This is a genomic window from Rhodoferax sp. TH121 (assembly GCF_002251855.1).
Lineage (GTDB): Bacteria > Pseudomonadota > Gammaproteobacteria > Burkholderiales > Burkholderiaceae_C > Allorhodoferax.
The window spans coordinates 88,549-100,421 of record NZ_NOXW01000016.1 but is presented as its reverse complement, the minus strand read 5'-3'; the positions used below and the strand labels follow the sequence as shown (position 1 = coordinate 100,421).

13 protein-coding genes and 1 pseudogene are annotated in these 11,873 nt (G+C 63.2%); 2 read left to right on the top strand and 12 right to left on the bottom strand.

What is annotated here, in order from left to right; genetic code table 11:
* The 9 genes and pseudogenes from CHU94_RS02510 to CHU94_RS02475 all read right to left on the bottom strand — a co-directional run.
* The coding region (locus tag CHU94_RS02510) for a methyl-accepting chemotaxis protein (protein ID WP_094476421.1) at positions 1-1,490 on the bottom strand (1,490 nt) is incomplete at its 3' end.
* 52 nt (positions 1,491-1,542) lie between these two features.
* A complete protein-coding gene (locus CHU94_RS02505) occupies positions 1,543-2,817 on the bottom strand; it encodes an FIST N-terminal domain-containing protein (RefSeq protein WP_094476419.1) in 1,275 nt (424 codons plus the stop codon).
* Between the two features lie 28 nt (positions 2,818-2,845).
* A complete protein-coding gene (locus CHU94_RS02500; RefSeq protein ID WP_094476443.1) occupies positions 2,846-3,520 on the bottom strand; it encodes a PhaM family polyhydroxyalkanoate granule multifunctional regulatory protein in 675 nt (224 codons plus the stop codon).
* 76 nt (positions 3,521-3,596) lie between these two features.
* Positions 3,597-5,000, bottom strand: a complete 1,404-nt coding sequence (locus CHU94_RS02495; protein WP_094476417.1) for a PepSY domain-containing protein — start codon at positions 4,998-5,000, stop codon at positions 3,597-3,599.
* Positions 5,001-5,113: 113 nt separating this feature from the next.
* The gene (locus CHU94_RS02490; RefSeq protein ID WP_094476415.1) at positions 5,114-5,515 is read right to left on the bottom strand and encodes a DUF2946 domain-containing protein; all 402 of its coding nucleotides are present in this window, start codon (positions 5,513-5,515) and stop codon (positions 5,114-5,116) included.
* Between the two features lie 14 nt (positions 5,516-5,529).
* Positions 5,530-5,943: a copper uptake system-associated protein gene (locus CHU94_RS19420; RefSeq protein ID WP_255033767.1), complete on the bottom strand. Its 414-nt coding sequence runs from the start codon at positions 5,941-5,943 to the stop codon at positions 5,530-5,532.
* A gap of 69 nt (positions 5,944-6,012) precedes the next feature.
* A pseudogene (locus CHU94_RS19415) lies at positions 6,013-6,438 on the bottom strand (copper chaperone PCu(A)C); the annotation flags it as partial.
* Positions 6,439-6,456: 18 nt separating this feature from the next.
* On the bottom strand, positions 6,457-7,002 hold the full coding sequence (locus CHU94_RS02480; protein WP_217901281.1) for a YcnI family protein: 546 nt from the start codon (positions 7,000-7,002) through the stop codon (positions 6,457-6,459).
* A gap of 152 nt (positions 7,003-7,154) precedes the next feature.
* Positions 7,155-7,523 carry a DUF2946 family protein gene (locus tag CHU94_RS02475; RefSeq protein WP_094476409.1) on the bottom strand — a complete coding sequence of 123 codons (369 nt, stop codon included), beginning with the start codon at positions 7,521-7,523 and terminating at the stop codon, positions 7,155-7,157.
* A gap of 128 nt (positions 7,524-7,651) precedes the next feature.
* Between CHU94_RS02475 and CHU94_RS02470 the strand changes: the two genes are divergently transcribed.
* Both CHU94_RS02470 and CHU94_RS02465 read left to right on the top strand, forming a co-directional pair.
* Entirely contained in the window at positions 7,652-8,011 is a 360-nt protein-coding gene (locus CHU94_RS02470; protein ID WP_094476407.1) for a TraR/DksA C4-type zinc finger protein, read from the top strand.
* 59 nt (positions 8,012-8,070) lie between these two features.
* On the top strand, positions 8,071-8,676 hold the full coding sequence (locus CHU94_RS02465; RefSeq protein WP_094476441.1) for a MarC family protein: 606 nt from the start codon (positions 8,071-8,073) through the stop codon (positions 8,674-8,676).
* Here the strand turns inward: CHU94_RS02465 and fghA are convergent.
* From fghA to CHU94_RS02450, 3 genes are all read right to left on the bottom strand, one after another.
* Positions 8,673-9,539 carry an S-formylglutathione hydrolase gene (fghA, locus tag CHU94_RS02460; RefSeq protein ID WP_094476405.1) on the bottom strand — a complete coding sequence of 289 codons (867 nt, stop codon included), beginning with the start codon at positions 9,537-9,539 and terminating at the stop codon, positions 8,673-8,675. The genes CHU94_RS02465 and fghA overlap by 4 nt on opposite strands.
* Positions 9,540-9,600: 61 nt before the next feature.
* Complete coding sequence (locus tag CHU94_RS02455; protein WP_094476403.1) at positions 9,601-10,719, bottom strand: S-(hydroxymethyl)glutathione dehydrogenase/class III alcohol dehydrogenase; 1,119 nt, start codon at positions 10,717-10,719, stop codon at positions 9,601-9,603.
* A complete protein-coding gene (locus tag CHU94_RS02450; RefSeq protein ID WP_094476401.1) occupies positions 10,716-11,855 on the bottom strand; it encodes a fumarylacetoacetate hydrolase family protein in 1,140 nt (379 codons plus the stop codon). Before CHU94_RS02450 ends, CHU94_RS02455 begins: the two co-directional genes overlap by 4 nt.
* Between the last annotated feature and the right edge of the window lie 18 nt (positions 11,856-11,873).

Sequence of the window (11,873 nt, the reverse complement as noted above, 5' to 3'; positions counted from 1 at the left end):
CTCTTGAGGCTGCTGGCCGCCGCTGCCATTTGTTCCACCAAAGCAGCGTTTTGTTGCGTGACCTGGTCCATCTGCGTGATGGCTTCGCCCACCTGGTTCACACCCGCGCTTTGCTCGTTGCTGGCCGCGCTGATCTCGCCCATGATGTCGGTCACCCGGCGGATGCTGCTCACCACTTCGGTCATGGTGGTGCCTGCTCTGTCGACCAGGGCTGTGCCCTGCTCGACCCGCTCCACGCTGGCGTTGATGAGGGTTTTGATTTCCTTGGCGGCTTCGGCTGAGCGGCCTGCCAGGGATCGGACTTCCGAGGCCACCACCGCAAAGCCGCGGCCTTGTTCTCCGGCCCGTGCGGCTTCCACTGCGGCATTCAAGGCCAGGATGTTGGTCTGGAAGGCGATGCCGTCGATGACGCTGATGATGTCGCTGATCTTGCGGGAGGCGTCGTTGATTTCTTTCATCGTCTCCACCACCTGGCCCACGACTTCTCCGCCTTGCACGGCGACGGTGGAGGCGTTCATGGCCAGTTGGTTGGCCTGGGAGGCGTTGTCGGCGTTTTGTTTCACGGCCGAGTTGAGTTCTTCCATGCTGGCGGCGGTTTCTTCCAAGGCGCTGGCCTGGCTTTCTGTGCGCGCACTCAGGTCGTTGTTGCCTTGCGCAATTTCGGCACTCGCGTTGGAGACCGACTCCGAGCCGCGACGCACTTTGGACACGACAGCCACCAGGCTGTCCTGCATGGCCTTCATGGCTTGCAGCAGTTGGCCGATTTCATCGCGGCTGTTGCTCTGCACCTGCACTGTCAGGTTGCCTTGGGCCACATGGCCCGCCACATCCAGTGCTTCGGCCAGGGGCTTGGTGATAGATCGGGTGATGTAGGTGGCCGCAACCACCGCCAATAACACGGCGATCACCACCGCAACAACCATCAGGTTACGCCCAGTCACATACGCCTCTGCGGAGGCTTTTGCCGCTGCCACTGAACCGTCATGATTCAGGAGTACCAGCTTGTTCAAGATTTGGGCAGAGCGCTCGAAGTTTTTCTTGGATTCCCCCTCCAGTATCTGCCGGGCGCCCTCGGCATCAAGGCGGCGCGAAACGTCCAAGACCTCTTTGTGCAGCTTGAGATAGGCTTCGCGCGCAACTACAAATTCTTTGTACAGCGCCCGCTCTTCATCGGAGCTAATCAGCTTTTCGTACTTGTCTCTGCTCTGCTTGATCCGCGCTTGGATAGCCTCCAAATCTTTTTCGATGGTGGCCATGTAAGTCTCATCGGTACTCAACACATGCCGCATCTCAGTCGCCCGAAAGTCCGATATGGCGGTGCTGAGCAGATTGACCTCTTCCACGCTGGGCAGCCAGTTCTGGTCCACATCGGCCGCGCTGGCCCGCATTGCCGCCATTTGCACCAAGGCAGCCGACACCACGACCACCATGAGGGCCACCAACAGTCCAAATCCGGCATACAGCCGGGTCGCGATTTTTAAATTGCCCATTCGATGCTCCTCATCTATTTCCGCGCCCGACGATATCCGAAAACTACGTGGCTTAAGGGCTGGTAAACACAGTCAGTACCCCGGTATATCCGAAGAGCTGGTTGCGCGCAATCTCGCCCCCAGCAAAAAACCCCACCAGCGGCACATCGCCCAAAGCCCGGCGCACGATATGCATTTCGGCACTAGGCCCACCAAAGTGGGGCCCGCCTCGGCCCGAGCAGCTCACATAGACCGCACCGGCAATGCGGCGCGCCGGGTGGGGCGCCGCTTCGGCCTCGCTTTGCTGCAGGGCAAAGGCGGTTTCCGTGGTTAGCTCTTGGGGCTCCAGCTCTTCGCGCACCTCGGCACAGATGCGAACCAGGTCGGCCTGGGCGGCCTCGCGGTTGCGCTGGCAAAAGGCCATGTGCGCACCGGTCTGCACCTGCGCGGCGATGGCAATGCCACGGCGCCCCGGGTCCAGGCCAATGATGTGGCGTACCGTGACGTCGCTGCCCAGATTGCCGGTTTGGCGCACCAGCGCACTGTCACCTGAGTTGCTGGTCGCCGGAGTTTGCACCAGACCCACCAGCGTGGCGCGTACCGTCTCCAGCGCTTCCTGCGGTTGCTCCAGGCTGATGCCCAGATCACGCAGCATCACGTCCAGCGCGGGCTCGCCATCGAGCGTGATGACCACGTTGTGCTCGGCCTGGGTCACCGCACGCGCCTTGGACACCGGCTTGCAACCCTGCGTGACGCGCGACACCAGCCCCACCCCCTCGCCAAAGGCCACGCCGCTCAAGCCCCCACGCAGCACACCGCTGGCGGCACCAAAGCCACTCAGGTTGCCATCGGCCGCTACGGCGAACTGCACGCTTTGCGTGCGGCTGCTGGAGAGGCCACCAAACAGATAGCCGGTGTCGGTACGCGCCGCCATTTCGTCAATCAGCTCGACCAGATCGGGCGTTTCGCCGTCAGCATGCACCAACGCCGTGTGCGCCTCAAACCCCAGACCCAATGGCGCAATGCCCGAGAACACGCGGTACTCGTGGCTGGGCAATTCCAGCAACATCACGGCCAGCGCGGGTTCGTCAAAGTACTCCACATTTTTGGCCGCGATGCCCACGCCCACGGTGCCTGACCAGTCGGTCACCAGCGGCAGCTCGCCACTGAGCATGTCCAAAATATCTTGGGCATGTGGGGCGTAATGGTCAGTGATGTAAATCAGCCCCAAGGTCGGAGCATTGGCGTAACCATGCAGCGCCATCTGCGCGCGCAGCTGCGCCAACACCAGCCCCGTGGCCATGTGCCACTGCGGGTGCGTCGCGTGCGCGTGTGGAAACAGCTTCATGCACCCGGCCCCAGCGGTGTTGCCGCGCTCAGCGGCTCGTCTTCTTGGCGGCAGTCTTGCGTACGGCAGGACGCTTGGTCGCCGCCTTCTTGCCTGCGGCTTTGGCCGACTTGATGGCTTCCTTGGCCAGGCCAGTGGCCATGTTTTTGGTCACATCCACCGCCGTTTTTGCAGTAGCTTCTTTCATGGCCGTGGCTGCAATATTCTGGAACTGCTGGGTCAGCGATCCCCACAGCTGGAGCGGGTCCACCAGCCCCGGTACACCGGCGGCCTTCGCTGCGCCTTTGGCGTCGCCCTTGCTGGCGCTGCTGGCCACATCGGACAACGTTTTGGCCGTGCTGGCGGCTTTTTCGGTCACGCTCTGCACACCGGAGGCAATCGAATCCGCCGCCTTGAGTTTGAGCGCATTGGTCACATCGCCCAGGTTGAAGTTCATGCCCTTGAGTGTGGCCAGGGTCATCTTCTGCACCTCCAGCGCCTGGATGGTGGCACCCAAGGCGCGGGAGTTTTGCTCCAGCCAGAAGTGCACGTTTTTGAGCTCTTCGATGCGCTTGTCCAGCTCTTCCACATTCAGCGTGGGGGCAACCCAGTTGGCCAGATTGGGCATTTGCGGGATGTTCTGGCTGGCGCCTTTGGCCAGGTTTTGCAAAAAATCAAAACCGGGTACGAACTTGCCGAAGCCGGAGGTGTCGTTGTCGCTCATGAGGTGCTCCACCGGCCTGCTGCCGAGGCCGTGGAGCGCAGCTTACCCCAATGCGCGGGGGCTGACGAGACTCCGCTCAGGAGAGTGCGGTTTTGAGCACTGGAATGCGCGACAGCAGCAACCAATCCAGCAGAAGAACTGCGATCAACACGCCGCCGGCCAACGGAAACGCCAGCCCTGTGAGCAACATAACGATCGCCCCGCCCTTCCAGAGCGGTGCTTGGGCGGGCACGCTGGGCGCAGCCAATCGGCCGCTGCCCTGTGGGCGTCGCACCCACCACATGACCATGCCGCTGACACACAGAAGCACGATCGCCAGGCAGAACACCACATTGGCCAGGGCGCTCAGCAGACCCATATCCCCTTGGTGCAAAGCAATACCCACCGCCATGGCCTTGGCCACTAGCGAGTAATCGGCAAACGCTGCTTCCGCCAAAATCCGCCCGGTATAGCGGTCCACATGCACCGTGCGGTCTTGCGTGGGATTACTCAGATCCCCGCTCATGGAATCGGCCGACAGGGTGTAGACGCCCTTGGCATCCTGCGGCACTTGGATGTGGTACTGCCCGCGGTAGCCCAGGCGCTGGGCCAGCGCGTTCAGGCCATCCAGGTTGACCGGTTCACCGACGCGCACACCGGGGGTACCTGCGGCAGAGCCAGACTCCGGCAAGGGGGTTTGCTCCAGGCCCCACGGCACTTCGTGCAGGCCTGCCGTGTTCAAGCTGGCATGGGTTTGGGACGACAGCGGCACCGCATCCCACTTGCTGGCAGGAAAGGTGCTCCAGGGCTGCACAAACTTGGCGCCCCAGAAACCCGTCCACGACATGCCGGTGAGCAGAAACAGCAAGAGCACCACACTCATCCAAAAGCCCAGGCTGCTGTGCAAGGACTTCCACCACTTGCGTCCGCTAGCCCGCCAATCCGGCCAGAGGACTGCTGCCCGACGGTCGGCGCCCCGTGGCCAAAACAGGTACACGCCGGTCACGATCATCACGATTGCCAAGCCTGCAGCCACCTCGATGAAACGTTCTGCGCCCTCACCCAATAGCAGGGTTCCGTGGATTTTTTCGGCCCACGCAAACACCGTGCTGTCCTTGTTGACCTGGTGCAGCACCTCGGCGGTGTAGGGGTTGACCGCCACAGCCTCGGTGCGGCCCTGTTGCCCCAGCAGCACCCAGGCCGCCACATCGGGAGACTTGGGGTGGATGTACTCCTTGATGGTGGCACCCGGCACGCTCGCCAGCGCGGCCTGCGCCTGGGCCGTGACGGGCTGCACCTGCGCCTGCGGCGCAACAGTAACGGTCAAGCCCAAGCGGCTGTGGAAACCCGTGAAAAACACCATGACCAGACCCGTCAGGGCCAGCATGAGGAGAAATGGCACTACATATAGGCCAGCATAGAAGTGCCAGCGCCAGGCGATGGCGTAAATACCGGAGCTGCCCGGCTTGCGCGCAGGTGCTGATGTGGAAGCGGAAGTCATGACGATCCCTTGGAAACAATGGGGGGGCGCGCGCACAGGCTGGCCGGGCGCATAGCGGCAGGCGGACCTGCGATCAGGCGCAGCCGCTTACCGGAGAAAGAGGGGGGGAATGCTCAGGCCCGCAGGGGCGGTGCCCGTGCGCGCAGCGCAAATCGGGATGGGGACGCGAAGAAAAAAGCCTGCCAGACCGGGCGCTCCTGGTTTCCACCCTGAACCAAGAAGAGGTAAGGCTGTTGGGGGGGCGGGGCAGCACCACGGTCTGCGGTTTGCAGGCAAAACGGACAATGGTCCAACGACGGCAGGGGCAAGGAAGTGGATTCCTCGTCTTGCTGCGTCGCGATGGATGGCAGGACCACCCACCGGGCACCGCCATCGGCGGTGCAGATTTCAATGGCGGAACCCACTTGGGCCCACGCAAGCGTACGAGAGACGCCAGGCGCCAACATGGCAAGCACCAGCACGCACAAGACCCACACCTGGGTCCAAGTGCGGGGCTTGCGGAACACGGGCGTCATACAGCGCAAAAGAATCAGTGCTTGTGCGCAGCAGGAGCTTGGTGTTGCCCATGGGCACCATGCCCTTCGGCGCCGATCTTCACCATGCCTTCAAAGCTGGCGAACAGCTTGAGCTTGTCCTTGGAGAGCTTGGACTCGGCGGCAACAACAGCCTTGGCCATGGCGGCAGAGGCGTCCGCCGACATGCCGGTGGTTTGCAGCACTTTGGCGTCCTTCAGGCCGTCTCCAGCGCACACCGAAATGAACCAGGCGCCCTTGTCTTTCTGCAGCAGGGCGCGACCACCCTTGCCACCTTGGGTCCAGCCAGCCACGGCGTAGTTGCCCTGCACCGTCACGGGCTCCACGGTCAGCGGAGCGTCTGGGCGGTCAAACTGCTTTTTCATGATCGCTGTGATTTGCTCTGCATCACTGCCCTTGGGTGCCGCCATCGCAGCACCATGGGCAGCGTGGGCGTCATGGCCACCGTGGGCCATGGCTGTGCCTGCAGGCGCCATCTGCGACACCGGCACCTTGATCTCCGACTTGCTTTCCACGCCCTTGGCGTCTTTGAAGACCAAGGTCAGGGGAATGGTGGTGTCTTTCTGCAGGGGCAGCTTCAGGTCCATCAGCATCACGTGGTAGCCACCCGGCTTGAGTTCCACGGCTTTTCCGGCTGGCAGATCCAATGCAGGCATAGCGCGCATCTTCATCACGTCGCCTTCCATCTTCATCTCATGCACTTCGGTCACACCGGCTACGGGCGACGAGGCAGATACCAGCTTGGCGCCGTCCTTGGACGTCAAGGTCATGAAGGCTCCGCTGGCTTTTTGGCCTTGCACGGTGGCGCGGGCCCAGGCGTTCTTCACTTCCACGGTTTGCGCCCACAGGCTGGTGGACAGGCAGGCCGCAACCAAGGCGGCGGTACGCAGACGAAAACAGTTCATACAAAGCTCCTTGGAAAATCAGTGGGCGTGGCCGCCAGCGGCTTGCACATCCAGTACATCGAGACGGGCAGCGGGCGACTTCAGGCCATGGGCGTCTTGGCCTGAAGCGGGAATTTCCACCCATTCGTTGGCACCCTTGGTGCAACGTTGCACCACCTTGAACCATTGGGTTCCGGGCTTTTTGGGAGTGGTGCCGCGGAACACGAACTCGTCGTAGTGCGCGTCCGGCAAAGCGTCAGCCACGTTGTTGACGGTCCAGGTGATTTCCAGTACGCCGTCTGTGAACTTCTTGCCGTGGGCCTCGTAGGGGGTGGCCAGCTTGCCGACCTTGGTGCTCACGGTCCAGCCGGGTTTGACCATGGGCTGGGCGCCATTGAAGCCATCCGGCATGGTGACCTGGATGGACGTAGTGGCCGCGCCTTCGCAGCCATGCCCCACCCGCAATACGCCGCGGTAACTGGCGCCGGCCGCAGCCGCCTGATCCTGCAAGGTTACATGCCCAAATGCGGCTGTAGACCCCATGAATACTGCGCAAGCAGCTACGATTTGAATAGCACTTTTCATACATAACTCCAAGAAAAAGACGACGGCGCAGCCGAATTCGCCAAGGGGCCAAGCCCCCAAGACCGCAACACCAAGGAACAAAAACAAGACAGGCCCACAAGGGGCCAGGAGACGCCGCGAACCGTCGGCCTGCGGGAGGCCGAGCGTGCGACTTAGACGAGTGCGGGAGGGGCGCGGGCGGAAGCAGGGTCCGCCGTGCGCCAAGTGATATGACGGGGTGGGCCGGTGCGCAGCACATCGGCCAGTGCCACTGCAGGCACCACCACATCGGCGGTGGCAGGTGGAGCTCCTGCAGGAAGACACATCACACAGTCCAGCGTATGGGCCATGGTGGCGGGTGCACCGCCATCCACATCATCGGCCGCCACTAGCTTGACGCTGCCACCGGCACTGCACACCAGCGACAGGGCCTGGGGATTGACCACCGGCGCTGCCACTGCCACCCCGATAGCCAATGCAAAACACGCCAACATCCAACGGATGAGGGCGCGTGATTGACGCAGGGTTTGCAGGCTGAACATGCCCGGATTATGGCCCAAGACACGGCGCACAAGCCGCGGGAGGCTTGATTCGCGTCAAAGACACGCGGCGCGGAGGGGCAGACCATGGAGTCTGAAAACGCCCCGTCGGACGTTACACGAAAGATGCCATGACCACCCTCAACACCCAGTCCCTGCAAGCCGCCCTGACCCACACACGCAGCCGCTTGCTGGCCCAAATCGCCACACTGCGCGACGGCGCCCCCAGCCGGGCCGAGGCCTCAGCAGCCCACTTTGCCCACCGCGAAGACTCGCAAGCCCAAACGGCCACGGAACGGGAGCTGGAATTCGCACTGGACGACCACGAAAGCACCGAGCTGCGCCGCGTGAACGCGGCCCTGCAGCGCCTAGCCAACGGCAGCTACGGCCTGTGCGCAGACTGTGGTGTCGCCATTGCCCCGGCGCGCCTGCAAGCGGCGCCGGAAGCCGAGCGCTGCGTCCCCTGCCAGGAGGCGCTGGAACGCGGCTGAACTGCTATTCTCCGGGGCACCGAGAACCCTGCTGCCCACCAGGCAGCCCTGCCCCCATGATGAATTACACCTTTGTCTCTGCCACCATCCTGCTGATCCTGATCACCGATCCGATTGGCAACATCCCCATCTTTGCCAACGCGCTCAAGCACGTGGCTCCGGAGCGGCGGCCCAAGGTCATCCTGCGCGAAATCCTGATTGCGTTTGCGCTGCTGCTGACCTTCATGTTCGTGGGCGAGAGCTTTTTGCGCGTGATGAACCTCAGCGAGCTGTCGCTGCAGATCGGCGGCGGTGTGATCCTGTTCCTCATCGCGCTGCGCATGGTGTTCCCGCCCGCAGCCACCACTGAGGGCGAAATCACGGCCGAGCCCCTGATCGTGCCGCTGGCTGTGCCCGCAGTGGCCGGTCCCTCGGCGCTGGCCACGGTATTGCTGCTGGTGTCTCAGCAACCTGACAAGCGTATGGAGTGGATAGGCGCCCTGTGTGTGACCATGCTGGTCAGCGCTGTGGTGCTGGTCTCAGCAGAGCGCATCCAACGCATCATCGGTACCCGCCTGGTGGTGGCGGTTGAACGCCTCATGGGCCTGGTGCTGGTGTCAGTGGCGATCGAGATGATGCTGCGCGGCGTCAAGACCTTTGCGATGCAGCTCTCAGCGGCAACTTAAGGCAGCAAGCCCAGCCCCTGCGCATGGTGGCGCAGGTGGTCTTCCATGAAGGTGCTGATGAAGTAGTAGCCGTGGTCGTAGCCCGTGTGGCGGCGCAGTGTGAGCGGCTGGCCCGCCTTGGCGCACGCGGCTTCCAGCAGATGCGGGTGCAGCTGCAACTCCAGAAACTTGTCGGCCAGCCCCTGGTCGACCAGAATGCCCTGCGCAAACAGGGGCGTGCTGCGTTGCGCCATGAGGGTCGAGGCATCGTGTGCAGCCCAGGCCGCACGGTCTTCCCCCAGATAGCCGGCAAACGCCTTGTGCCCCCAAGGGCACTGCGTGGGTGCGCAGATGGGCGCAAATGCGGACAGACTCTGGAAGCGCTGCGGGTGGCGCAGAGCCAGTGTCAGCGCACCGTGCCCACCCATGGAGTGGCCGAACAGGCCCAGGCGACTCAGGTCCACCGGCAAACTTGCCCCTACCAGCGGTAGCAGCTCATCGAGCAGATAGCTTTCCATCCGGTAGTGCGCAGCCCAAGGCGCTTGGGTGGCGTCCAGATAGAAACCCGCGCCCACCCCGAAGTCCCAGGACTCTGCCTCCCCGGGGACGCCAGCGCCACGCGGGCTGGTATCGGGCGCAATCAGCGCCAGCCCCAGCTCGGCAGCCATGCGCTGCGCGCCGCCTTTGACCATGAAAGTCTCTTCGGTGCAGGTCAGGCCCGCCAAGTACATGACCGCCGGCACCGCGCCCTGCTGCGCCTGCGGCGGCAAAAACACCGAGAAGCGCATGGGCAGGCCAATGAGGCTGGACGCATGCTGGTAGTAGCGCTGCACGCCGCCAAAGCAGGCGTGTTCGCTGACAAGTTCAAGGGCAGGAGCTGACATTGGTTGCTATCAAAAGAGAAGCTGCTTGCGCACTATTTACGAGGGCCGAAGGCTAATTTCATCAATAAATGACCACGCCACGAATGGATTCGCCGCGCTTCATCAGGTCAAAGCCCTTGTTGATGTCTTCCAGGGGCATGGTGTGGGTGATCAGGCTGTCGATGTTGATCTTGCCTTCCATGTACCAGTCCACGATCTTGGGCACATCGGTGCGGCCACGTGCGCCGCCGAAGGCCGAACCCTCCCACTTGCGACCGGTGACCAACTGGAACGGGCGGGTGGAGATTTCGGCTCCAGCCTCGGCCACGCCGATGATGATGCTGCGGCCCCAACCCTTGTGCGTGCACTCCAGGGCTTGGCGCATGACCTTGGTGTTGCCGATGCACTCGAAGCTGTAGTCGGCGCCGCCGTCGGTCAGCTGAACAATCGCGTCGACGATGTTGCCACCCGCAGCCTCGATGTCCTTGGGGTTCAGGAATTGGGTCATGCCGAAGTCACGCGCCATCTGTTCACGGGCCGGGTTCAGGTCCACGCCGATGATCTTGTCGGCACCCACCATCTTCAAGCCCTGGATCACGTTCAGGCCAATGCCACCCAGGCCAAACACCACAGCGTTGGCGCCGGCTTCCACCTTGGCCGTGAAGATCACTGCGCCGATGCCGGTGGTGACGCCGCAGCCGATGTAGCAAACCTTATCGAAGGGCGCGTCCTCGCGGATCTTGGCCAGCGAGATTTCGGGCGCCACGGTGTAGTTGCTGAAGGTGGACGTGCCCATGTAGTGAAACATGGGATCGCCATTCAGGCTGAAGCGGCTGGTGGCATCGGGCATCAGGCCCTTGCCCTGCGTGCCGCGGATCAGCTGGCACAGATTGGTCTTGCGCGACAGGCAGAACTTGCAGGTGCGGCACTCGGGCGTATAGAGCGGGATGACATGATCGCCTTTCTTGAGGCTGGTCACGCCGGGACCCACGTCCACCACAATGCCTGCGCCTTCGTGGCCCAGGATGGCCGGGAAGATGCCTTCGGGGTCGGCGCCGCTCAAGGTGTAGTAGTCGGTGTGGCAGATACCGGTGGCCTTGATTTCGACGAGCACTTCGCCGAACTTGGGGCCCTGCAGGTCCACGGTTTCAATGGTCAGGGGCTGGCCTGCTTTCCAGGCGACGGCGGCGCGTGTTTTCATTCGGAGGTCTCGGTAGAAGAATCGGGGGCCCTCTCGGCAGAGGGCGCAGAAATGGGGCCAGCAAAACCCAGTGCGGCAGTATCGCCAGAAACGGATGCCGCAGTGGCGCCGGGGGCTGTTCGGCCGCGGCTTTCGGGTGGCACCACTTCCTGCAGGATGGCGCCAAACACGCTCTGGCCATCACGCCCTTTCACCTCGATGCGGATGGTGTCGCCGTACTGCATGTACTCGGTGCTGGGCTGGCCGTCATTCAGGGTTTCCATGGCTCGCTTCTCGGCAATGCAGCTGTAGCCATTGGGCCAGTCCGTGCGAGTCTTGCGCGCCACGCCCTTGTTGCTGATGGTGCCCGAGCCAATGATGGAGCCCGCGCGCACCCGGCGCGTCTTGGCCAAGTGCGCGATCAGCTGGCCAAAGTGGAATGTCATGTCGTTGCCGGCCTCGCACAGGCCGACCTTGCGGCCGTTCCAGGTGCACTGCACGGGCAGGTGCACGCGGCCGCGCGCCCAGGCCTCGCCCAGCTCATCGGGCGTCACCGCCACCGGGCCAAACGCAGTGGCGGGCTTGCTCTGCACAAAGCCAAAGCCCTTGGCCAGTTCATCGGGCACCAGGTTGCGCAGCGTCACGTCGTTGGCCAGCACCAGCAGGCGGACTGCGTCGAGCGCGCGGTCGCTGGGGCAGCCCTGCGGCACGTCGCCGGTGATGACGGCCAGCTCGGCCTCAAAGTCCACGCCCCAGGCCAAGTTGGCACACACGATGTCGGCCTGCGGGCCGGCCAGGTCGTCGCTACCGCCTTGGTACATCAGTGGGTCAGTGGCAAAACTCTCGGGGACCTCGGCACCGCGCGCCCGGCGCACCAGCTCCACATGGTTGAGGTAGGCCGAACCATCGGCCCACTGGTAGGCACGCGGTAAGGGGGCCAAACACTGGGCCGGGTCAAACGGGAAAGCATGGCGCGCACGCCCCTGGTTCAGCAGAACATACAGGTCTTCGAGCTGGGGCGCGAGGTAATTCCAGTCATCCAGCACCTGCTGCAGGCGGTTGGCGATGTGGGTCGCGTAGTGCGCCTGGCTCAGGTCGCGCGAGACGACCACCAGCTGCCCGTCGCGGGAGCCGTCTTGGTAGGTAGCGAGTTTCATGCGGGCATTTTCGCCGGG